Raw genomic sequence first — 23,502 nt, 5'->3', positions numbered from 1 at the left:
ATCATAAAAATCATTGGATTAATGAAATTTGCCTTCACATCACTCCTTAATTTTCTGTTATTCATAAGTGCTTTTGGCCAGGAAAACAGCGGCGACCGGGCCGCCAGGATCAAAGCCACATTGCCTGTGATCGAGAAGATGTACAATGAATATGCTGAAAAGAACCACTTTCCTGCTGTGGCATTCGGCGTAGTGGCGGACGGCGAGCTTGTAATGTCCGGCGCGACCGGTTTCTCAGAGATCGCCACGGAGACCAAAGCGTCGCCTGGCTCTCTGTTCCGGATTGCCTCCATGTCCAAGAGCGTCACGGCGATGGGCATCCTGGCCCTTCGGAAGGAGGGAAAGTTGAAACTCGATGATCCCGCCTATCTCTACATCCCCGAGTTGAAAGATATGCCGTCGCTGACCAGTGATGCCCCGGCTATCACCATCAGGCACTTGCTAACCCACCAGGCGGGCTTCCCGGAAGATAATCCCTGGGGCGACAGGCAGCTGGACACAAAGGATGAGCAGCTTATTGAATTGATTAAAAAAGGAATTTCATTCTCAAATGTCCCCGGCGTGACTTACGAATATAGCAATCTGGGATTCGCTATGCTGGGCAAGATCATTAGCAATGTTTCGGGGCAGCCTTATCAGGACTACATTAATGAGGTTGTTTTTAAGAAGTTAGGGATGACTAACACCATTTGGGAGTATACTAAGGCCCCTGCAAACCTGTTAGCACACGGATATCGCTTTGAGGACGAATTATGGAAAGAGGAAGAATTGGAGCATGACGGCACTTATGGCGCCATGGGCGGTTTGATCACTTCTATCGATGATTTTAGTAAATATGTTACTTTTCATTTGTCGGCCTGGCCGCCAAGCAATGATCCGGAAATGGGCCCGGTTTCGAGAAGTGACGTGAGGGAAATGCAGATGCCGTGGAATTTCAGCTATTTGAATGCACAATATAAATATCCCAATGGTCGTCCCTGTGCGATGGCTTCCGCTTATGGTTATGGATTGCGTTGGAGCCGCGATTGCGAAGGACGGACTGGAATCGGGCATACAGGAGGCTTGCCGGGGTTTGGGAGCCAGTGGCAAATCCTGCCTGAATATGGCATTGGAATCCTTGCGCATGCCAACCGCACCTACGCAGGCATGGCCAACATTAACACCGCCGTGCTCGACACGATTATTACATTAGCAGGTCTCAAACCGCTTCCTGTGGAAGTTTCTGCTATTTTAAGACAAAGAAAAGATGCCTTACTAAAACTATTGCCGCATTGGGAAGGCGCACAGGAGAGTGGGATATTTGCAGAGAACTTCTTTCCTGACAGATCTGTAAATCATAGAAAGCAGGAGCTGGACGCCATTCTCACGCAAACCGGAAATGTGACCGGATCAACGGAAATCAAGGCTGAAAACCAGTTAAGAGGAAGTTTTCTTTTAAATTGTTCCAATGGCGATGTGCGCGTTTTCTTCACCTTATCACCCGAAAACCCGGCATTGATACAACAGCTTGATTTTTCACTTGCTAAATAATTTCTTAAAAATTTCATGACTAAATAGGGGAGTCGATTTTCTGGATTGTCTGAGAAGAAACAAAATCAGAAAATGATGAAAAAGATACTCTTATTAGCCATCTGCTTAATCGGTATTTCCGCCACAGACATCCTGGCGCAGGAAAACGAAACAATTTTCAAAAGCTCGGGTATTCGGCGATCCGGCGGATATGCGGCGATCTCCAATAAGTTTACAAAAATCAATGGCAGCTATGCCAATATGCCCGGCATTTACGGCGGCTGGTTTATCAATCGCCGCTTCATGCTAGGTTTGGGCTTTGCCGCCACAACCAATCACATCCCCGTTCCTTTGCAGGACCAGCAGTTCCCGGCGAGAAAAATGACCTATCAATACGGGCAAGCTGGCTTAATGACGGAATATGTAGTTGCTTCGACCAAATGGGTGCATTTCAATTTCAACTTGTTAACCGGGACCGGATTTACAATGCAATACGATCGCCGGGAAGTGGATGACTGGGATTTCGATTTTGACGATCACGATGGCGAAGATCCTAAGTTTTTCTTCCTCATGGAGCCGGGTGTACAGGTTGAATTCAATGTCTTGAAATGGATGCGGTTCAGCCCGGGTGTGTCGTACCGGCAAGCGTTTGGTGCAAAAGGAAACGGCCTTACCGATTCCGATCTGAGCAACATTACCTATAACCTCACATTGAAATTCGGCAAATTTTGACCGTTTTTAATGGATTACCGGGATTGGGTAATAATGCTCCATTCAGTCCCCACATTACCCTATGAAAAATTGTCAGGCGGCGTGTAGGACCGTCATATCGCTGATTATCTTTATGGAAGGCAATAGGAACAATAGTTTAGAGTTATATTAGCAACGCACTATTTCGACAGCAAAAAGACATAAAATGAGAGTTTCAGGGTATTTGGTTTTCGGAATGTTATTTCTTTCAGCTTCAATGGTCCGGGCGCAAAATGTATACGACGTGATCGTTGCAGGACGCACCATCGGATCTTTAAAGGTCTTCGATGACCAGGGCAAGGATAATTTGGAGCAGCATCGCATTGAATCGGATTTCAAGGTGATGTTCTACAAGGGTAAGTATTCGACCCAGGCGAATTATTCAGGAGGAAAGCTGGTGTCCGCAACCTGTGCGCATCATGTGAATGGGGATTTGAAGGAAAAAACACTTACAAAAAGTGCAGCAAAGAGTTCTTACGAAGTGTTGTTTTCGGGTGAAGACGGCGAGGATAAGCCAAAGCTATCACTCAATATACCGATTAGCAGTACGATAACCGGCCTCTACTATAAGGAGCCGATCAATATCAATGAAGTTTACTCTGAGCGATATGGGAAAATGTGCAGCGTCAAAAAGCTTTCGGAAGGGAAGTATGGCGTAACACTTCCCGATGGCAAACAAGGAATCTATTCTTATAAAGATGGGCTCTGCCGGGAAGTCAAAACGGACCTGGCTGGATTTAAGCTGCGAATAGTCCTTAATGAGAAAAAGCAAGTCAGTAGTTTATAACCCAAAAATAAAGCCGGTCCATTTGGACCGGCTTTATTTTTGGGTTATAAACGCTTAGTCAACAGTAGGATAAGCTGTACTATCCTGTTTGTTGTAGTAATCAGCCACTTGCGTGTTGTTGCTCGTCGTTATGTTCGTTGGCGTTTTGTAATTCCGCGGTGAAATCAATGGGTTAATATCGACTCCTTCCGGTGTATAACGCTTGGTAACTACCAGCGTCACCGGGCGCGGCGCATACTTGGGCGTATTGCTCACATAACGGCTTCGCTGCTGCTTGCTGTAACTTTCAACTGTATTCAAATTATAAACGACAGCATCATTGCCGCGGTTAGCTTTGGCTTTTGCAGCTTTATTTGGGTGTTTATAATTGTGAACAGAAACTCCCGGATCAACAATGGACTGTGCCTGTGCACCGAACGTAACTAATCCTGTAAGCAATAATATAGATACTAAAAAAGATGACTTATTCATGATATTATCCGTTTAGTCGAGTAACAAAACCTCCCGTTGTACGGGATTTCCATGAATATAAAAAATTTCTTGCCATCCTGCTAGGCGCTTAAATGCAGCCAAAAAGCTTGAAATGCGGATTTTGAGGTAGTTTTTGGTGATTGAATTGCCAAATTATTGTTAGTATGACAATCTTAGGTTTTTAAATGAAGGTGATTATTGAAAAATTTTTCCAAAATCATGAAAACAGGATTAGATTCAATTGAAGAAAGTTTTTGAAAAAATTATCAATTTTAATCAAACTCTCACGGTTTTCTAATTTCTTCCTAATAATTGTGGCATTCTTGACATTATTGCAGCAACGCACGTGTGGAAGTCTGTATACCATTGCAAATGCGCTCCATAGGCAGATCATTGCTGTCTACTCCAAATGGATCCTCGATCTCTTCGGCGATGACTTCAAGACTGGCAAGAATGTAAAACACAAACATTACGAATGGAACAACCAAAAAGTGCAGACTAAAAACGTAGCCGATTGGGAGAGTCAGGCAGTAAATGAAAATGAATTTTTTGATAAAAGAGCTGTAAGAGAGAGGGATAGGCGTGTTCTTGATCCGCTCACACGCTCCACAAATGTTAGTAAAAGCTTCCAGTTCGTGATTTAGCAGAATCGTATGCTCGGGTAGCAAAACCCCTCTTTTTTGCAGTTCAATCACTTTGCTAAAGATCGCAGCGGCAATCTGGTTGGGAATATGATCGTGCACGCGAAGCGTTACTTTTTTATACAACTCTGAATCCTCAAACTCCTCCGACCTGTAACCGCCCTGCAGATGATTTTTCAGAGCAAAAGCATAATTAGGAATCATCTTCATAAAAAATGCCCGCTCCAATTCATGTTCATTTCCAAGTAATGCATTGATTTTCAGAGCAAGGTTGCGGCTGATGTTCATTAATGAGCCCCACTGTTTGCGTCCTTCCCACCAGCGGTCATAAGCCGTATTGGTCCGGAATACGAGCAGCATCGAAATGACAAATCCTAATAGCGAGTGCATCAGGGAAATGTTTTTCAGATCCGTGTTTTCCTTTAATTTGAAATGAATCAATAAGAGATAGGCAATGGCTGTTGAATACACCGCAATGGTCAGAATCAGCGGCATGAGCTTGCGGACCGTATCTCCTTTTTGGAAATAAAATATGTAGCGAAACCACTCCTTAGGATTGTAATCGATCATTTGAGTGTGAGATTGTCAATTAATTTGAAGAATTCTTTCAGGCACTTAGCGGTCAGTCGGGCGTCTTCCAATGCATTATGGGTTTCTTCTTCCCGCTCAAAACCAAAATAGGTGGCCACTGAACCCAGACTCAGCGAGCGGGGAACCGTTTTGCCATTCTTCTCTAAAATTTGAAAAAACAAATAAGATACCGTGTGAAGATCAATCAGCTTATTGGAGAATCCCCACTTCATTTTCTCATTTCGGTATGCATAGCGAAGGAAATTAATGTCGTTAATGACACTTTGGCCGCAAATGATAACATTGGTAAGGTTTGGTTTACCGGCATTTAGCTTTTTAAGCCATTTTTCAAACTCCGGCAAGACATCGTAAATCATAGGTGCATCTTCCAGATCGGCCATTGACAGTCCATGCACTTCTTCCGATTTGACAGAAAAAGCCTCCTCGTTTTCGGGATAGACGTTTTGAAGGTAAGTTCCCAGCGACCGCCAGTTGTCGTCAAAAAACTCTGCTCCAATTTGTATGATCTCATTCCAGCCCGGCTCGGGGCCCGTCATTTCAATGTCTAATACGAGGAACGCCATGCCGTGGTTTTAATTGGTAACATAAAATTGGGACTCTTTTGAAACTCAAACTTATACTTTTGTGTACAAAAATAGAGAAACCTTACATTTTAGCTGATTCATTCATTATTCATTTATATAAAATGCCCATCGATTACAACGAAATCCCGTCGCCTTGTTTTGTTCTGGACGAAACGCTCTTACGCCAGAACCTAAGCCTGATCGATTCGGTGCAGCAGGCGGCCGGTTGCAAGATCATCCTGGCCTTGAAAGGTTTTTCTATGTTCAGCGCATTTCCGATCGTGAAAGAATATTTGAGCGGCGCAACGGCAAGCTCGCTGAATGAGGTGAAGCTGATCAATGATTTCATGGGTTACCAGGCGCATACATACATGCCGGCGTATCTGGATAATGAGTTTGCAGAGATCATGGAGCGCAGCAGCCACATCACATTTAACTCCCTGAGCCAATGGGACCGGTTCAAAGATAGGGTAGAAGCATTCAAAGCTGCGAACCCAGATCGTGAGCTTTCCTGCGGCATCCGCGTAAACCCACAATATTCGGAAGTCGCGACGGATATGTATAATCCATGCGTGCCTGGCTCGCGCCTGGGCATTACGCGGGACAAAATGCCGGACACCTTGCCGGATGGGATAGACGGCATTCACTTCCATACACTTTGTGAGAACGGTTCGGATACATTGGAGCGGACATTGGAAGCATTGGAATCACGCTTCGGAGATTTGCTGCATCAGGCCAAGTGGTTGAATATGGGAGGCGGTCATTTGATGACAAGAGAAGGATACGATATTGAAAAACTAAAAAAATTAGTTAGTAATATAAGGGCTAAATATAACCTGGATGTGATACTGGAACCGGGTTCAGCCATAGCCTGGCGGACGGGTGTTCTGGTTACAACTGTACTGGATGTGATGGACAGTCAAGGCATCGATGTCGCGATCCTAGACACGTCATTTGCGGCGCATATGCCGGATACATTAGAGATGCCTTATAAGCCTGCAATCGCAGGTGCAAGCATGGAAGCAGTCGCAGGAAAACCAACTTACAGAATGGGCGGTATGACATGCCTCGCAGGCGACTTCATTGGTGACTATTCGTTTGATCAGCCATTAACGTCTGGAGTTAAAATCATATTTGAAGACATGATACACTACACCATGGTTAAAACGACAACATTTAACGGTGTTAACTTGCCTTCCATTGGTATGGTGTCAACTGGTAGCGATTTTAGATTGATCAAGTCTTTCGGATACGAGAGTTTCAAAGACCGGTTATCATAGTAAATGCCTGATTTTAGTTAACATTCTCTCTTAAATCGAAAAGCCTCGTTCGAATAATCGTTATAAATACGACAGACCGAACGAGGCTTTTTCTATATCTATTCTCGAAGTAATTTGAATCTGTTTAACCCTAATTTACCTGTGGAAGCATTGGAAACAGTCGCCTGATCTCTTCTGGTGACGGCTGTTTTCCATACTCAGTTATCTCAAAAACTTCCACAAATTTTATCTTCTCAGATTGCTCTTTTCCGTACCATTTTTCAACCGTCAGTTTAATCTCGGGGGTGATAGAAGAACGTTTTTCCGTAGCTGCCAATAGCCACTTTTTTCGCTCTTCAAGACCTTTCGGAACATTAGCAAGATCCTGATTTGTCCAGGGTAACCATTCGTAGAACTGGGAGACATGCGCGTCCAATCCATCGACTTTTTTAGTAATTGCTGTGGTGATTTCAATAGCAATGTCCGGACGGAAGGGTTGGGACGCTGAAACCGATCCCGGAAGTAAAGAAAAACAGGGTTTTTAACCAGCGGAGGCACACTACTAAGAATATTAGGCACTATTACCAGGTAGGATGCATCCTACACAATCACCCCAGTATTGCGGTGATCGGGGTGATAGTCGTTTGTTCTGGGTGCGATCACCACATCTGCATTCCATTCACGGATTTTGCGGATCACTGCCAGCCGGTTTTCTAATGTGGGGAAAAGCTCGCCGTCGTGGTTGTCGAGCACGTCGTATTCGATGCCTAGTCGCTTCGCCACTTCCTTTGTTTCATTAAGCCGACGTTTGGCCAATTCTCCGCCGCCAATATCCTGGTGGCCTGCGTCGCCATTGGTAAGGGAAACGAATTTAACCTTATGTCCCATGGAGGAGTAAATGGATGCGACGCCTCCGGCGCCAAGGTCGCAGTCGTCAGGATGTGCGCCAAACACAATGATTTTGAGCGGTGTTTTGGCAGCGTCCTTTGCGCTTTGTGAAAATGCGGGCGTTAGGCATATCAGCAGAAATGGCAGAAATAAAATTTTTCTCATATTGGTTAAAATGATTTAGGTTGGGATTGATGCAAAATAGGAATTAAAATTTGTAGTTTTTTTTATTCAAAATTTTATGCATTTTATGAAGTCACAAACGCACTTAAAACCTGTGCAAAAGCTTGTTTGGAGAAAATGGGGGCAGAAAAATTTACGCCTGCTAACCTTCCAGAGTAACAAGTGTTTAATGATTTTACGGTAATATTTAAAAAGCCCCCGCTTAGATTCTTCTAATATTCCTGTATCTTTGTATCCCGTAATCATAGAAAAAAAGCAACGTCTTATGGCTTCCAAAGCACGAAAGACCGCGAAGTACATTTTCGTTACGGGCGGTGTAACATCTTCACTTGGCAAAGGAATCATTGCCTCTTCATTAGCAAAACTACTGCAAGCCCGAGGGCTTTCTGTTACGATTCAAAAATTCGATCCATATCTTAATATTGACCCGGGAACCATGAATCCTTACGAGCACGGCGAGTGCTATGTAACGGACGACGGTGCCGAAACGGATCTTGATCTGGGCCATTACGAGCGTTTCCTGAATGTTCGCACGTCCCAGGCCAACAATGTTACTACGGGACGCATCTACCACAATGTCATTACAGCCGAGCGCCGGGGGGATTTTCTGGGCAAAACTGTTCAGGTTGTTCCGCACATTACGGACGAGCTGAAAAGGAATATGCTCCTGCTCGGGCAAACCGGCGATTACGATATCGTTATTACGGAAATCGGCGGTTGCGTAGGGGACATTGAGTCACTTCCGTTCCTGGAAGCAGTTCGTCAGGTTAAGTTTGAGATGGAAGAACATAATACGCTTGTGATCCATCTGACGCTGATCCCTTATTTGAATTCTGCCGGAGAGCTGAAAACCAAACCGACACAACACTCGGTAAGAATGCTGCAAGAAGCGGGGATCCAGCCGGATATCCTTGTTTGCCGCACGGAACATCCGCTTCCTTACGATATCCGCAAAAAGATCGCGCTTTTCTGCAATGTTCAGGTGAATTCTGTTATCGAGGCCATGGACGCGGATACGATTTACGCCGTTCCTTTGCTGATGCTGAAAGAAAGACTGGATCAGCGCGCGCTCTATATGCTCGATATTTACAACGATAAAGACGTCGATCTGGATTCGTGGAAGACGTTTTTGTCCCGCTATAAAAATCCGGTTGATTCCATCCGCATTGGTCTGGTAGGAAAATATGTTGAATTGCATGACGCTTACAAATCCATCGTTGAATCATTCATTCACGCCGGAGCAGCTAACGAGTGCAAAGTGAACATTGAATGGATCCATTCGGAAAGCCTTACAGCAGAAAATGCCGTGGAAAAATTGGAAAGCCTGGATGGTGTTCTGGTTGCGCCTGGTTTTGGTGAAAGAGGGATCGAAGGAAAAATCGCAGCGATCCAGTATGTGCGTGAGAACAACATTCCTTTCTTCGGAATCTGTTTAGGCATGCAAATGGCGGTTATTGAATATGCAAGAAATGTAATAGGCTGGGATGGAGCACATTCTGTTGAAATGGACGCGAACACCGATCATCCGGTTATCCACCTGATGAAAGATCAGAAGGACGTTTCCAACAAAGGCGGCACCATGCGTCTGGGAGCTTATCCATGCAAGATCAAGAAGGACACGCTGGCGAGCCGGATCTATGGCAAAACGAACATTAGCGAGCGCCACCGCCACCGTTATGAGTTCAACAACAAGTATCTCAAAGACTTCGAGGAAAAAGGACTGGTTGCAACCGGAATTAATCCTGACAACAACCTCGTTGAAATGGTTGAGCTGCCCGGGCATCCGTTCTACATTGGCGTGCAATTCCACCCTGAGCTGAAAAGCACGGTGATGAACCCGCATCCGATTTTTGTGAACTTCGTGAGTGCTGCACTTACTTATTCGCTGCAAAAGAGATCTGTTGAATCGCTTAACACCACAATCCACTGATCACAAAAAAGGCCGATAAGCAAAAAACTTATTACCTTTGCCGTCCCCTCGCGGGTTTACTATTTCAATCATTTCAAGTAAATAATGGATAAAAATTTTATCATCGGCTTAGTATTAATCATGCTAATGCTGATTGGCTACCAGATACTGGTTCCAAAACCTGTGGAACCTGCACCTGTGGAGCAAGTAAAACAAGTTACTACAAAACCCTCTGTTCAATCACCAACAGTTTCGGATTCAACCAACTTATCTGCTCAATCCACTGATTCAAATGCGGTAGCGCAAGTCGCTCCGAAAGACCTGGTAATCGAGACTAACGACACGCGTGTCGTTTTCTCTAACAAAGGAGGGGTCATGAAAGAGGTAATGTTGAAAAAATACAAAACCTACGATCAGAAGCCGCTTTACCTGATTGCGGAAAATCATAACAGTTTTCGGATCAACTTCCCGACCACAACAGGTGACGTGCGCTTGACGGACCTGTTCTTCACTACCGAGGCGCAAGATCAGAAAGTAGGGGAAAAAGACTCAGTAATAGTCACTTACCGCGCTCCGTTGAAAGGCAATCAGTTTGTTGAACAAACGTATGTTGTGCATGGAAGCGGTTATGTGATCGATTACGGCATCAAATCAAATGCTACCGGATCAAGTGACAAACTGGTTCAGCTGGACTGGAACAATGATCTGCTGCAATTGGAAAATGATATGCACAAGAACCGTGAGGTGGTCACGATCAACTATTATACCGATGATCTGCAAAGCCTTGCGACGAGCCCGACAGCAACAGAAGAGGATAAAACGGCCGAACCTGTTAAGTGGTTTACAATCAAACATAAATACTTCCTTGCCGGTCTGATCGCGGGTAAGCATCCGTTTGGTAATGTAGCTGTAAGGGCTGACGTGAACCCTGCGGATTCGACCATCGTAAAGACAATGCATGTTTCGGCCGGAATCCCGATGTCCGCCATACAGAAAGGGGAGGCCAATTATCAGTTCTTCCTTGGACCAAACGATTATCACCTTGTCGATAAGGTTAAAGCCGAGAATTTCGACCAGAATGTTTATCTCGGATATGCGTTTTTAAAGCCTATCAACAAGTTTTTCCTCGTTCCACTTTTTAACTTTTTGGAAAAATTTGTTAGCAATTATGGTCTTTTAATCATACTGCTGGTAATTTTTGTAAAAACGATCCTTACACCGCTGACTTACAAGTCATATATCAGCATGGCCAAGATGCGCCTGCTGGCACCCGAGCTGGAACAGATCCGCAGCCAGAACCCGGATGATATGGCAAAGCAGCAGCAAGATCAGATGAAGCTTTATCAGGAAGTAGGCGTAAGCCCGCTGAGCGGCTGTATCCCCGTGCTGGCGACCATGCCAATCCTGTTTTCGCTGTTCTTCCTGTTCCCCAACCTGATTGAGCTGCGGCAGCAACCCTTCCTGTGGGCGAGCGACCTTTCTACTTATGATTCGTTTATCAAGCTGCCCTTTACCATTCCTTTCGGTGTAGGAAACCACATTAGCTTGTTCACCGTGTTGATGACGGCATCCAGCATTGGTTATGCTTATTATAACAATCAGATCACGCCAACGCAGCCTGGCCCTGTAAACATGAAAGTGTTGGGCTACATTATGCCGTTGATGTTCATGTTTGTTCTTAACTCGTTTCCTGCCGGTTTGACATTCTATTATTTTGTATCAAACGTGGTGACGATCGCGCAGCAGCTTTTGATCAAGCGTTTTGTGAATGAAGACAAGATCCGGAACATTCTGGAAGAAAATAGAAAGAAAAACGCGAATGGCGAGAAGAAGCAGACGAAGTTCCAGAAATATCTGGAAAAGTCGCTTCAAGCCGCAGAAGAGGCCAAAAAGAAGCAGGCTGAGCTTGAAAAGCGTTCGAAAAAGAAATAAAAGATTTAATATATCGTAATGTATAGGGCAATGTTTCCAACCGGAAATATTGCCCGTTTTTTTCTCTTAGACCGGATTTTGTAATTTGTCCGCCGTTACTCAATTTTCACCCACTGTTACGATGAAATCAATTATTGTAGTCATCTTCATACTTGCCGGTTTGAGCGATGCAGCATTTGCCCAGAGTATTGCACAAACGGAAAGCAGATATAAAGCGGCGCTTGGAGATTATAAACAAGGACGTTATGCCGCAGCAATGGAGAAACTTTCGCCATTGACAAGTGTCAATTCAAAAACCACCTTCTCAGCCTACGCACATTACTATTATGCGCTTTCTGCTTACCAATTGAAGCGTTTCAGGGAGAGCAAGCAAATGTTACTGCAATTGCAAAGCCGCTATCCCGGGTGGAACCGTATTGCCGATGCGCAATATCTGCTTGGTGCCATTGCGCTGGAAGAGGGCAAAACGGATGAAGGACTGGCACATTTGGCCAAAATCAAGGATTCCTCTTTGGCAAAGGATGTATTTTCTTTAAAACAACATTATTTCGGCTCCATTACCGATCTGGCTAAACTGAAAGGACTGCAGAAGCAATATGCGGATGATCGGGACATTGCATTGACCCTGGTCCACTTTATAGAGACTTCCCCAAGCTCAACACAAACTGACTTCCAGATCGCGGAGCAGCTTCAAAAGCAGTTTAAATTTAGTAAAAAAGAAAAAGTTGCCGTAGCAGAAGAAGCGCCAAAGCGCAGCATTCCAAAATCCGAAGGGCAGTGGACAAAAGGTTACTATGATGTTTCTGTGCTCCTTCCGTTTCGCTTGGATGAATTCAGCACGGGCAGGCGCCGTTCGAACCAGTTTGCTTACGACTATTACCAGGGCCTTATAATGGCCAAAGAACAGCTTGCCGCTGAGGGAATAAGCGTAAACCTCTGGGCATATGACGTGGGAGCTGATGCCAAAACGGTTGAGCCGATTGTCGAGAATAAGAATTTTCAGCAATCTGATATGGTGATCGGACCCTTGTATCCTGCCACATTCGAGGTCACTTCCAGCTATGTTGCTAATGGAAGGGCTATCATGCTTAATCCGCTTTCAACCGATGGCAACCTCTTGAAATCCGGCTCTAATATTTACCTGGCGCATCCGTCTATCGCTTTTCAAATGCAAAAAGCTGCGCAATGGATGAAAACGCAGGCGATGGGATTGTCCGCGGCGATCTACTACGGTGGAACGTCAAAGGACTCTGCAATGGCATTTTCATATGCCAATGAATGGAAGAGTAAGGGAGGGAAAGTGCTGGAAATGCTTAAAATCCAAACATCCCGGGAGTGGCTGGAAAACAATCTTTCCACCTTTGAAACTACAAAACCATCTCACATCGCCCTCTTCTCTACCGACGGATCTTCCGGCGCAATGTTGATGGAGGTGTTGAACCGACGTAAACTGACAACAACTCCGGTCCTGAGCACATCCACAAGTTTCAGCGCGCAGCAGTCCAGACTTAACCGCTATGCATCCCGGCTTTACCTGATTGATACGGATTATGTAGACCGTGAAAAGGAGAACATTCGTGAGTTTCAAAAGAATTACTGGAACAAAACGAACACTTTCCCATCCGTTTACTCTTATCAGGGATTCGACCAGCTATTGTTTTTTATGCGTATGCTTGCCAAGCATAAAGATAGGTTTCAGGACGGCTTGCAATCCGCACGGCCGGCAGGTGATGAATATCTTTTGTCAGGATTTAATTTTACAAAAGCAAACGAGAACCAGATTACACCTGTTTTGAAACATAACGGCTCCAAATGGACGCCAGTAGACAGGTAACCCAAATTAGCATATCCAATGAACATTGCAACGAGTCAGCATCTTTTTGAAAAAGCACAACATTTCATTCCTGGTGGCGTAAATTCTCCCGTCCGCGCTTTTCGCGCAGTGGGCGGTTCGCCCGTTTTTATCAAGTCAGCCAAGGGGCCTTATGTTTACGACGAGGATGATAATGAGTATATAGAATTAATCAATTCCTGGGGCCCAATGATCCTGGGACATGCTAACGAATTGATACAAAAGGCAGTTTACGATGCCATTCAGCATTCATTCTCTTTCGGTGCGCCAACGCGCCGGGAGGTGGAAATGGCTGAGCTTATCGTAAGTATGGTGCCTTCGATCGAAAAGGTAAGAATGGTAAATTCGGGCACCGAGGCTACAATGTCTGCGATCCGGGTGGCCAGAGGTTTTACAGGAAGAGATAAGATTATCAAATTTGAAGGCTGCTATCATGGCCACGGCGACAGCTTTTTAATAGCTGCGGGCAGCGGTGCCGTCACTTTCGGCACACCGGATAGCCCGGGCGTTACAAAAGGTGTGGCAAATGACACATTAACAGCACCATTTAATGATCTTGAAGCAGTTCAAACGCTCGTAAATGCCAACAAGAATGCAATTGCAGCATTGATCCTTGAACCTGTGGTTGGTAACATGGGCTGCGTCCTTCCTGCCGAAGGTTTTTTGCAGGGTTTGCGTACAATATGTGATGAGGAAGGAATCGTCCTGATCCTGGACGAAGTAATGACAGGCTTCCGTTTGGCAAAGGGCGGAGCACAGGAAAGATTCGGAATTACACCCGATCTAACAACGTTAGGAAAAATTATAGGTGGAGGAATGCCCGTAGGAGCTTACGGAGGCAGGGCTGACATTATGAACAAGGTGTCGCCAGCTGGCCCGGTTTATCAGGCAGGGACGCTGTCTGGCAACCCGATTGCGATGGCAGCGGGGCTAACCATGCTGAATTATCTGAACGATCATCCGGAAGTTTATACGCAACTGGAAGCATCGGGAGAGAAGTTATCAACTGGTTTCAAGGCATCCATGCAGAAGTTGGGTTTAAACTATACATTGAACCACATCGGCTCCATGTATACGCTCTTCTTCACCGATCAGCCCGTGACAGACTTTCCATCTGCAAAGTCGTCAGACCTTCCATTATTTGGCAGATATTTCCACGCTATGCTAGACCGGGGCATCTACATGGGCCCATCCCAATTCGAAAGCATGTTCCTATCCACTGCATTGGAAGACAAGCATTTAGACAAAATCATAACGGCTAATGAGGAATCACTAAAAGAGATTCTAGATCTATAAAAATCGGCGACCATTCATTCATCGCATCCGCGACTGCTCATTCACTCATTCATTCATTCAAAATTATTTAATGCGCCAATACTCCATCATTATCCCTGTCTACAACCGTCCAGACGAGTTGCAGGAATTGCTGGAATGTCTTGTGCACCAGACTATTAAGCATTTTGAGGTGATCATTGTGGAAGATGGCTCAAAAATCATGGCGGATGCGGTTGTAAAATCTTTTGAAGATAAACTGAACATTAAATACTTCTTCAAAGAAAACGGGGGGCAGGGCTTTGCCAGAAACCACGGTTTCGAGCGTGCTTCGGGGGACTATTTTATTCTGCTGGATTCAGATGCGCTGGTTGAACCTGACTATCTGGCTGTTGTCGAGCAAAAGCTAAACACGGACTACGTCGATCTGTACGGTGGTCCCGACACAGATCATCCTTCTTTTACGCCTATACAAAAAGCGATCAGCTATTCCATGACCTCCGTTTTCACGACGGGAGGGATCAGGGGAAGGAAGAATAACATGGGTGGGACTTTCCACCCTAGAAGTTTCAATATGGGCCTTTCCAGGCAGGTTTGGGAAAAAACAGGAGGCTTTTTAACAAGCCGGATGGGAGAGGACATTCTGTTCAGCATTGCTGCTCTACGGCTCGGATTCCGCTCTGCATTGATCCCGGATGCATTCATTTATCACAAGCGCCGCACGCAGTTCATCCCGTTTTTCAGACAACTAAAATTTTTTGGAAGAGCCAGGATCAACATTGCCCGGTTTTACCCGGATGAACTGAAACTCGTGCACACATTCCCGCTGCTTTTTACCTTGGCAGTTTGCAGCATTCCCCTTTGGTTCCTGATCTTCAAGCCATTCTTCTATCTCGGGCTGATTGGATTAGCCACATACATTGCCCTTCTTTTTATAGATGCATTCAGAAAAACAGGCAGCGCTGAGGTTGCATTTCTGGGCATAGGAGCCGCTTTTGTCCAGCTTTTCGGCTACGGAATCGGCTTTCTGGAAGAGGGATGGAAACGGCTTTTCGAAAAAAAATCGCACCGGGAAACCGGCGCGACCATCGAATATCCATCATAACATTGGCTTCCAAATTACCGGGATCCCGGGGTTGAAACCCCGGGCTATAGTATCTATCATATCTGACGATATTATTTAGGGGCTCTGGGATGGTGATTATATCATAATCATTCAGATATTATAACCTGGGGTTTCAACCCCAGGATGCCGCCGGCTCGCTACCGTGCTGGTCCTTCGTCCGTGCCTCGCCGGCTCGCTACCGTGCTGGTCCTTCGTCCGTGCCTCGCCGGCTCGCTACCGTGCTGGTCCTTCGTCCGTGCCTCGCCGGCTCGCTACCGTGCTGGTCCTTCGTCTGTGCCTCGCCGGCTCGCTACCGTGCTGGTCCTTCGTCCGTCCTCGTCGGCTCGCCACCGTGCTGGCCCTCAGTCCGCCCTTGCTGGCCCGCTGCCCGCCGCCTGCTGGCTCGCCGTCCGCCGGTCCGTGACCCTGCTAGAACATCGTCGGCCTGTCAGCCACCTTGCGGCCGCGTTACTCGCTACTCCGTCCGCCGTGTTGATACGACGACATCACAACGCCTTCTGGCAAAAATAAACGATCTCCTCACCAGGCAATGCATATCTTGCAACCTCCGCTTTTGTCAGCTCATCCATCACAAATCGGTCCTCCTTAACAGTAAAACCACCTTTCTCCAACTCGCGACCATAATTTCGTCCAAATAGCCGCAAATGGTCATTTTGTAAAAAGTACTTTTCCCTTTCCTTGGGATCTGTAATCGTGGCATCTTCATAAGTCACTTCGTACTTCATGTCCTGTGGCGATTGGATCAGTGCCCAGCCGCCAGGTTTTAGAACACGATGCAGCTCGCTCATGGCCAGAATATAATCGTCCACGTGCTCCATTACGTGATTGCAGAAGGCAACATCAAATGTATTTTCCGGGAACGGAATTGAATGAATGTCCATCTTCACCTTCGCCAGTGGTGACTCAATGTCAGCTGTAATATAATCCAGGTTTTTCATCTGCTCGAAGCGATCTATGAAGCAATATTCTGGTGCTACGTGCAGGACTTTGAGGTTGGCGGTAAAGAAATTGGTCTTTCTTTTAAGATATAGACCCATTAGCCTGTGTCGCTCTAAGGAAAGGCAACTCGGGCAAAGTGCGTTCTCACGGCTGGAAGTGTTACGGCCGTAAGGCAGGAATTTCCGGTAACGGCTTTCGCAAACAGGACATTCAACCTGATTACCAATGTAAAAAATGCTGAGAAAACGGGCAACCCAATGTCCGACCAGTTGCAGATACGGCCGGGGAATATACCTTAATACTAAACTAATGATGGATTTCATTAAATCAATTAACTAAAAATTAATAATTTTAGGATCATAATAAGGAAAAAAGTAATAAATGATTCCATCAATCGATCCGAAACCACCTGGCAAAAGGCTAATTAAACGAATGTCAACGCGTACGAAATGGATGATATTGGCTCCGTTCGGCTTGTTGATTTTCAGTTTTGGCCTGACCGTCCTGAGCGAGGCAGCACACCAGCGCCGGACAGGAGTTCCTACGCAGGTTTGGGTTGTATTGGGATTGTATAGTCTTGCGCTGATCAATGGTGGCCTCATCATGTTTGGCGAAGCCCTCCGGTTCCGGATACTACTGGATGTCCGCAGGGAAACCCGGCGCAGCATGCGTCAGCTTGTTCGGAAAATCAACATTAAGTCTGCCAGCAAGCATAAACCCGGTAAAAAAGCAAAAAGCCCTACCAAAACAGATTGACAGGGACTAGTTGAATTCCTTTTCGTAGATGCTAAATTATTTTTTATTAGCTTCAAACTGAGCCTTTATTGCTTCAACATCAACGTTGCGTACTTCTGGCTTGCGTAAAAGATCTTTGATTTTCGCTGTGCGGTTATTAGCCACTGCTTTGTTTCTGCGACTCTTACGTTTTAATTCCGTAACTCCCATTGTAAAATATTGTTTTGTGAAAGAGCCGCAAAATTAATCATTTTCATGTAAATAATGCAGACAATAGTCACAAATATTGCCTAACCTGCCCTAACTTTACGGTTAAATTGGCCTACAAGCCAAATTAATTACAAATACTGACACCAATTGACGTTCGATAGCCGGCAAACTTCACTTGCCGGTTCATCGCTTTCAGGTTCCGGTGCGCAGTAAATTTACCGAATGAATTCAATGAGTAAACCATCCCTTGCCCGCGGAACCCGAGACTTCGGTCCCGAACAAATGGCAAAACGTACTTTTATTTTTGACACCATCCGCCGCTCTTTCCAACGATATGGATTTTTGCCTTTGGAAACACCAGCCTTCGAAAACCTCTCGGTTCTTATGGGCAAATATGGCGATGAAGGCGATCAGCTTTTGTTCAAAATACTGAACTCCGGAGATTTTAGCGGAAAGCTCACCGATGCCGACTGGCAGGAAGGTTCCAAACCATTAACTTCGAAAATTTCTGAAAAAGGACTGCGTTACGACCTTACGGTTCCCTTCGCCCGTTATGTGGTGATGAACAGGGGAACATTGGTAATGCCTTTTAAAAGATATCAGATCCAGCCTGTCTGGCGTGCAGACCGTCCGCAAAAAGGCCGTTACCGTGAATTTTACCAGTGCGATGCAGATGTTGTGGGAACCGATTCGCTGCTTTGCGAAGCGGAGATCGTTTTGCTTCTGCACGAGATCTTACCTGCATTAGGGATCAATGATTTTACCGTGAAGATCAATAACCGGAAAATCCTCACGGGCATTGCGGACATGATCGGTGCCCATGGGATGGAAGGCCCGCTTTGCGTTGCGATTGATAAATTGGATAAAATAGGAAAGGATAAAGTCGTTGAAGAGCTCGTTGAACGTGGCTTTTCCAGCGACAGTGTTACGCAACTTGACCCAGTTTTTAGTCTTTCCGATGGTGACGAACCTTTTACGGCTTTGAAAAACTGGCTGGGGAGTTCGGAAATTGCAATGAAGGGCGTGCAGGAGTTGGAAGAAGTTTGGGATCTCATAAAAAACCTCGGGCTGGAAAACCCGAAGATCCAATTTGATGTAACATTGGCGCGCGGCCTTTCCTATTATACAGGAGCTATTTTCGAAGTGAAAGCGAACAATGTTCAAATTGGCAGCATTTCCGGCGGTGGTCGTTATGATAATTTGACGGGCACTTTTGGCGTTCCAGGCATTTCCGGCGTGGGCATTTCGCTCGGCGTCGACCGGATTTATGATGTCATGGAAGAACTCAATCTCTTTCCTGAAAACCAAAAGACGGCAACTAAGGTTATGATTTCAAACTTTGACCAGCCAGCATTCCGTTTCGGGTTGTCTATCTTGCCAAAGCTGAGGGCAGCGGGCATTAATGCTGAAATTTACCCGGATTCGGTAAAACTTAAAAAGCAGCTGGATTATGCCGACAGGAAGAACATTCCGTTCGTTATTTTGATAGGGTCGGATGAAATGGAAACGGGTCAGCTGACTTTGAAAAATATGAAAACAGGTGAGCAGCAGAAGCTGAATAGCGACGACATCATTGCGTCACTCGCCGAAAACAATAACTAAACTTAACTTACAGACCAAACCGTTGCTTAGCGGAAGCCCACAACACGATGAATGACAACATATTAAGAATTGCAATACAAAAATCCGGAAGGTTGAGTGAAGACTCTTTAAAATTGATCAAAGAGTGTGGGATCAGGTTTGATAATGGTGCCGGAAAGTTGAAAACCGACGCTACAAATTTTCCTGCTCAAATCCTTTTCCTGCGGGACGATGATATTCCTGGATATGTTGAGGACGGCGTGGCGCATTTGGGCATCGTAGGTGAGAATGTTTCTGAGGAGTCAAATCGGGACGTGGATACGGTTCACAAGCTGGGTTTCTCGAAATGCAGATTGTCAATCGGCGTTCTCCGCGAGCACGATTACAACAACGTATCTGACCTGGAAGGAAAGAGCATTGCTACGACTTATCCGCGTTTGTTGGAGAAATATCTGAGTTCGAATAATGTGAAAGCCCAGATCCACGAAATTAGCGGATCGGTTGAAATTGCGCCTAGCATTGGTTTGGCAGACGCTGTTTGTGATATTGTAAGTTCCGGCAGCACACTTTTGAGCAACGGCTTGAAAGAGGTGGAAACGATTTTCCGCTCCGAGGCGGTCATGATTGCAAGCAAGCATCTTTCGGAGGTGCAAAAGGATCTTTTGGATCAATTGCTTTTCCGTATCAAGTCTGTTCAGGTTGCGAAGAATAACAAATATATTTTGCTCAACTGCCCCACCAGCGCTGTGGAGAGCATTACCAAGTTCTTGCCCGGCATGCGTGCCCCAACGATCCTGCCGCTGGCCACAGAAGGCTGGTGTTCTTTGCATTCGGTGATCAATGAAAATGAGTTTTGGGAAAATATCGAGAAAATCAGACAGGCTGGTGCAGAGGGGATTCTGGTTATTCCAATTGAAAAAATGATCTTATAATTGTATGAATATTATTCCATTTCCTGAAAGAGACCAATGGCCCGCATTGCTGGCCCGCCCCGTTCAGGAAGCACAGGATATCGAAGCAAAAGTAAATCCGATCCTCGATAAGGTAAGGAAAGAAGGTGACGAAGGCATTAAGGAACTGGCGCTGAAATTCGATAAAACAGTGCTGGATAACATTGCTTTCACAGAAGCAGAATTAAGTGGCGCTGCTGACAAGTTGGATGAGACCTTGAAGGAAGCCATCGGACAGGCTTATCAGAACATTTACAAATTTCACGAAGCCCAGCTCCAACCCGCCGAAAAGATTGAAACCATGCCCGGCGTTACTTGCTGGCGTAAAAGTGTTGGGATTGAGAAAGTTGGAATATACATTCCCGGCGGTTCCGCGCCATTGTTCAGCACTGTATTAATGCTTGGAATCCCTGCCAAAATTGCGGGTTGTAAGGAAGTTGTGTTATGCACGCCTTCGGATCATCCGGCTATTTTATATGCAGCGCAGTTAGTGGGCGTTACCAAAGCATTTCGGATAGGAGGGGCGCAGGCGATTGCGGCAATGGCTTATGGAACGGAATCTGTTCCAAAGGTTTACAAAATTTTTGGGCCTGGTAATCAGTATGTTACCACGGCCAAAATGCTGGTCAGCAAGGAAGGCATCGCCATTGACATGCCTGCCGGACCATCGGAAGTTGCCGTTTATGCGGATGATAGCGCCATTTCTGCATTTGTAGCCGCTGATCTTTTATCCCAGGCCGAGCACGGTCCGGACAGCCAGGTGTTGCTTGTTTCGACCAGCAAAAAGCTCCTATCAGCTGTCAATCTCACATTATCCTCACAAATGGACAAGCTGCCCAGACGCGATCTGGCTGCTCAATCCATTGCCAACAGCAAAGCCATTCTGCTCGACAACGAGGAGGATGCCATTGATCTGCTAAACCAATATGCAGCCGAACATTTAATATTAAGTGTTGAGAATGCAGAAGCGGTTTCAGAACAAATAGTCAATGCGGGCTCAATATTCCTGGGCAATTATACACCGGAATCATGCGGTGATTACGCCTCAGGCACCAATCACACATTACCCACCAATGGCTACGCACGTGCATATAGCGGCGTCTCGGTTGATAGTTTTGTGAAAAAGATTACCATTCAGAACATTACTAAGGAAGGAATCCAGCAAATTGGCCCCGTTGTGGAAGCCATGGCAGCAGCCGAGTCACTGGATGCACATAAGAAAGCAGTTAGCATCAGGCTGACAAGTCTTTTGTAGGAAGGAATTTTTAATGCTGGAAAAATGTCTTAAATTTGGGGACATTTTTCAACTCAATCAAAAGAGCGATGACAGCATACATGGTTAATGAACGGCTCGGAGGTTATGGCATTCTGAAGCATGCTGTAAAGAATGATTTCGATCTTGCTTACCTTGCAGCAAATGGCGTGCCGAAAGCATCCATTCAGCATCTGGCGGATTCAGTAGGCATGGATGTGAAAGATATCATTGCATTATTGCCTGTAACATCCCGCAACCTGCAACGTTACAATGATGTGGATCTGCTTAGCAATGTTGTTTCAGATCATCTCATTTCGCTTGCAGATCTCTTTTCAATAGGAGTTCGGGTGCTAGGTAAAGAATATTTTCTGGATTGGCTCAACAATGAAATTCCTGCTTTGGGGCAGGAGAAACCCATCAGTTTTCTGCGTACACACGCAGGCATAGAACTGATTAAAACAGAGTTGGGACGAATCGAACACGGTATTTTTGCTTAATGGAGCTATTTAGGATTACACGCACTATTTATAAAGACGATTTGACTGGGATTGGCGCTTTTCACCATGGTGGAAGGTGGAACTCGCCCGGCAGACCAATGCTCTATGCGTCCTCGCACAGGTCGCTTGCTATGCTGGAAGTGCTGGTTCATGCCAGCCGGTCCACGCCGCCTCCGGACTATGTTGTTGCGGTGCTTTTTGTGCCTGATGACATTAAATCGCTCGCTGCATACACTATAGAAGACTGGAAACAGGATCCGCAATGGAGCAAGTCGGTGGGTGACGATTGGTTGGAAGACAGCAAGTCGTTGCTATTGAGAGTTCCGTCGGTGGTGGTGAATTCGGAGTATAATTATTTAATCAATCCGTCGCATCCTGCTGCCAGTGAAGTGAAAGTGATTCATATTGAGCCATTTGAATTTGACAAACGACTATTCTTTTTTTCAAAAAAGTAAATAACCGCATCCGAGCGATATAAAACGGACCGCATGAAAAATACATTTGACCTTACTAAAATTCTTCGTCCGCATATACTTTCACTAGCGCCCTATTCGTCGGCAAGGGATGAATACACAGGACATTCAGGTATTTTCCTGGATGCGAATGAAAACCCTTACGGCTCGGTGACGGAAGAAAATTACAACCGTTATCCCGATCCTTACCAGTCAGAAATCAAACATAAGCTTGCGCCAATCAAGAACATTGATATCGACCGTATTTTCCTGGGAAATGGAAGCGACGAGCCGATCGATCTGCTTACGAGAGCGACCTGCACACCCGGTCAGGACCACGTTATTATCTTGCCGCCTACTTATGGAATGTATGAAGTAAGTGCTTCCATACACGACGTCATCATTGATAAAGTGTCATTAACGACAGATTATCAGATTGATGTGGAAGCAGTGCTTAATGCAGTGACGCCGAAAACCAAGATTATCTGGATCTGCTCACCGAACAATCCAACCGGCAACGTTATGCAGGCCGATGCCATCACGGCTATCCTCGAAAGTTTCGACGGGCTGGTGGTCGTGGACGAAGCTTACATTGATTTTACAGACACGCCTTCATGGATACAACACCTGGATCAATACCCGAATCTGGTGGTGCTCCAGACATTCTCTAAGGCATGGGGATTAGCCGGGATCCGCGTGGGAATGTGCTTCGCCAGCCCGGAGCTGATCCGCATTTTGAACAAGATCAAACCGCCTTATAATATCAGCCTGCCAGCCCAGAAAGCGCTATTGGAAGGTTTGGAAGGAATTGATAAAAAAGATAAAATGATCGCAGAAATTCTCAAAGAAAGGACTTCTCTGTGTAACATGTTAACGGATTTATCGTTGGTGATAAAAGTGCATGCAACTGATGCCAATTTTCTACTGGTGCAATTCGATGAAGCAAAGGCAATCATGGATTATCTGATCAGCGAAGAGATCATTGTCAGGGACAGATCCCGGGTTCATCTTTGTGACGGTTGTTTGAGAATTACAGTTGGCACGCAGGAAGAAAATGAAGCATTAATCGACTCTTTGAAAAAATATCAATCAAAAAGCGTGACGGTGTAGCACGCTTTTTTAGAAGAGCACAAAAATTCAATATCCCCGA

23 protein-coding genes are annotated in these 23,502 nt (G+C 45.6%); 16 read left to right on the top strand and 7 right to left on the bottom strand.

Translation table 11 applies throughout. From position 1 onward, the window contains the following. The first annotated feature begins 21 nt into the window (after positions 1–21). From L0660_RS06995 to L0660_RS06985, 3 genes are all read left to right on the top strand, one after another. Complete coding sequence (locus tag L0660_RS06995) at positions 22–1,530, top strand: serine hydrolase (RefSeq protein WP_235158802.1); 1,509 nt, start codon at positions 22–24, stop codon at positions 1,528–1,530. 72 nt (positions 1,531–1,602) lie between these two features. Then, entirely contained in the window at positions 1,603–2,241 is a 639-nt protein-coding gene (locus L0660_RS06990) for a hypothetical protein (RefSeq protein ID WP_235158801.1), read from the top strand. A gap of 184 nt (positions 2,242–2,425) precedes the next feature. Continuing rightward, positions 2,426–3,046, top strand: a complete 621-nt coding sequence (locus L0660_RS06985) for a DUF6134 family protein (protein WP_233798472.1) — start codon at positions 2,426–2,428, stop codon at positions 3,044–3,046. 54 nt (positions 3,047–3,100) lie between these two features. Here L0660_RS06985 and L0660_RS06980 read toward each other — a convergent pair whose 3' ends face one another. From L0660_RS06980 to L0660_RS06970, 3 genes are all read right to left on the bottom strand, one after another. Beyond that, the gene (locus L0660_RS06980; protein ID WP_233798471.1) at positions 3,101–3,517 is read right to left on the bottom strand and encodes a hypothetical protein; all 417 of its coding nucleotides are present in this window, start codon (positions 3,515–3,517) and stop codon (positions 3,101–3,103) included. Positions 3,518–3,846: 329 nt separating this feature from the next. Beyond that, positions 3,847–4,728, bottom strand: coding sequence for a bestrophin family protein (locus tag L0660_RS06975; RefSeq protein WP_235158799.1), 882 nt, complete (start codon positions 4,726–4,728; stop codon positions 3,847–3,849). Further along, positions 4,725–5,312: a PolC-type DNA polymerase III gene (locus L0660_RS06970; protein WP_233798469.1), complete on the bottom strand. Its 588-nt coding sequence runs from the start codon at positions 5,310–5,312 to the stop codon at positions 4,725–4,727. Before L0660_RS06970 ends, L0660_RS06975 begins: the two co-directional genes overlap by 4 nt. 122 nt (positions 5,313–5,434) lie before the next feature. Here L0660_RS06970 and nspC point away from each other — a divergent pair, with 122 nt between their 5' ends. Beyond that, the gene (nspC, locus tag L0660_RS06965) at positions 5,435–6,592 is read left to right on the top strand and encodes a carboxynorspermidine decarboxylase (protein ID WP_235158798.1); all 1,158 of its coding nucleotides are present in this window, start codon (positions 5,435–5,437) and stop codon (positions 6,590–6,592) included. Positions 6,593–6,722: 130 nt separating this feature from the next. On the opposite strand, the gene L0660_RS06960 is transcribed toward nspC, so the two are convergent. Next, positions 6,723–7,007, bottom strand: coding sequence for a hypothetical protein (locus L0660_RS06960; protein WP_235158797.1), 285 nt, complete (start codon positions 7,005–7,007; stop codon positions 6,723–6,725). A gap of 164 nt (positions 7,008–7,171) precedes the next feature. Beyond that, positions 7,172–7,624, bottom strand: a complete 453-nt coding sequence (locus L0660_RS06955; protein WP_235158796.1) for a PIG-L deacetylase family protein — start codon at positions 7,622–7,624, stop codon at positions 7,172–7,174. Between the two features lie 283 nt (positions 7,625–7,907). Between L0660_RS06955 and L0660_RS06950 the strand changes: the two genes are divergently transcribed. The 5 genes from L0660_RS06950 (at position 7,908) to L0660_RS06930 (ending at position 15,712) form a co-directional block, all read left to right on the top strand. Continuing rightward, positions 7,908–9,572 carry a CTP synthase gene (locus L0660_RS06950; protein ID WP_026628857.1) on the top strand — a complete coding sequence of 555 codons (1,665 nt, stop codon included), beginning with the start codon at positions 7,908–7,910 and terminating at the stop codon, positions 9,570–9,572. Positions 9,573–9,656: 84 nt separating this feature from the next. Next, on the top strand, positions 9,657–11,483 hold the full coding sequence (gene yidC / locus L0660_RS06945; RefSeq protein WP_235158794.1) for a membrane protein insertase YidC: 1,827 nt from the start codon (positions 9,657–9,659) through the stop codon (positions 11,481–11,483). A 121-nt stretch (positions 11,484–11,604) separates the two neighbouring features. Beyond that, entirely contained in the window at positions 11,605–13,317 is a 1,713-nt protein-coding gene (locus tag L0660_RS06940) for an ABC transporter substrate-binding protein (protein WP_235158792.1), read from the top strand. A gap of 18 nt (positions 13,318–13,335) precedes the next feature. Continuing rightward, positions 13,336–14,631 (top strand): glutamate-1-semialdehyde 2,1-aminomutase, encoded by a 1,296-nt coding sequence (gene hemL, locus L0660_RS06935; RefSeq protein WP_235158790.1) that lies wholly within the window; start codon positions 13,336–13,338, stop codon positions 14,629–14,631. Between the two features lie 70 nt (positions 14,632–14,701). After that, positions 14,702–15,712, top strand: a complete 1,011-nt coding sequence (locus L0660_RS06930) for a glycosyltransferase family 2 protein (RefSeq protein WP_235158789.1) — start codon at positions 14,702–14,704, stop codon at positions 15,710–15,712. Positions 15,713–16,218: 506 nt separating this feature from the next. On the opposite strand, the gene L0660_RS06925 is transcribed toward L0660_RS06930, so the two are convergent. Beyond that, positions 16,219–16,995 (bottom strand): class I SAM-dependent methyltransferase, encoded by a 777-nt coding sequence (locus tag L0660_RS06925; protein ID WP_235158788.1) that lies wholly within the window; start codon positions 16,993–16,995, stop codon positions 16,219–16,221. A gap of 109 nt (positions 16,996–17,104) precedes the next feature. Between L0660_RS06925 and L0660_RS06920 the strand changes: the two genes are divergently transcribed. After that, positions 17,105–17,428 (top strand): hypothetical protein, encoded by a 324-nt coding sequence (locus L0660_RS06920; protein WP_235158786.1) that lies wholly within the window; start codon positions 17,105–17,107, stop codon positions 17,426–17,428. A gap of 36 nt (positions 17,429–17,464) precedes the next feature. Here L0660_RS06920 and L0660_RS06915 read toward each other — a convergent pair whose 3' ends face one another. Next, the gene (locus L0660_RS06915) at positions 17,465–17,617 is read right to left on the bottom strand and encodes a hypothetical protein (protein ID WP_169719995.1); all 153 of its coding nucleotides are present in this window, start codon (positions 17,615–17,617) and stop codon (positions 17,465–17,467) included. A 231-nt stretch (positions 17,618–17,848) separates the two neighbouring features. Here L0660_RS06915 and hisS point away from each other — a divergent pair, with 231 nt between their 5' ends. The 6 genes from hisS to hisC all read left to right on the top strand — a co-directional run bounded on the left by hisS (position 17,849) and on the right by hisC (position 23,462). Then, positions 17,849–19,219: a histidine--tRNA ligase gene (gene hisS / locus L0660_RS06910; RefSeq protein WP_235158784.1), complete on the top strand. Its 1,371-nt coding sequence runs from the start codon at positions 17,849–17,851 to the stop codon at positions 19,217–19,219. A gap of 47 nt (positions 19,220–19,266) precedes the next feature. Next, the gene (hisG, locus tag L0660_RS06905) at positions 19,267–20,130 is read left to right on the top strand and encodes an ATP phosphoribosyltransferase (protein WP_233798459.1); all 864 of its coding nucleotides are present in this window, start codon (positions 19,267–19,269) and stop codon (positions 20,128–20,130) included. A gap of 4 nt (positions 20,131–20,134) precedes the next feature. Next, positions 20,135–21,403 (top strand): histidinol dehydrogenase, encoded by a 1,269-nt coding sequence (hisD, locus tag L0660_RS06900; RefSeq protein ID WP_235158782.1) that lies wholly within the window; start codon positions 20,135–20,137, stop codon positions 21,401–21,403. Between the two features lie 68 nt (positions 21,404–21,471). Continuing rightward, complete coding sequence (locus tag L0660_RS06895) at positions 21,472–21,900, top strand: antitoxin Xre/MbcA/ParS toxin-binding domain-containing protein (protein ID WP_233798457.1); 429 nt, start codon at positions 21,472–21,474, stop codon at positions 21,898–21,900. Beyond that, entirely contained in the window at positions 21,900–22,355 is a 456-nt protein-coding gene (locus L0660_RS06890; protein WP_235158781.1) for an RES family NAD+ phosphorylase, read from the top strand. Before L0660_RS06895 ends, L0660_RS06890 begins: the two co-directional genes overlap by 1 nt. Positions 22,356–22,388: 33 nt before the next feature. After that, complete coding sequence (hisC, locus tag L0660_RS06885; protein WP_235158780.1) at positions 22,389–23,462, top strand: histidinol-phosphate transaminase; 1,074 nt, start codon at positions 22,389–22,391, stop codon at positions 23,460–23,462. The last annotated feature ends 40 nt before the right edge of the window (positions 23,463–23,502 follow it).

The organism is Dyadobacter sp. CY351, from assembly GCF_021502625.1.
Classification (GTDB): Bacteria; Bacteroidota; Bacteroidia; order Cytophagales; family Spirosomataceae; genus Dyadobacter; species Dyadobacter chenhuakuii.
This window is presented reverse-complemented; position numbering and strand designations above follow the sequence as displayed.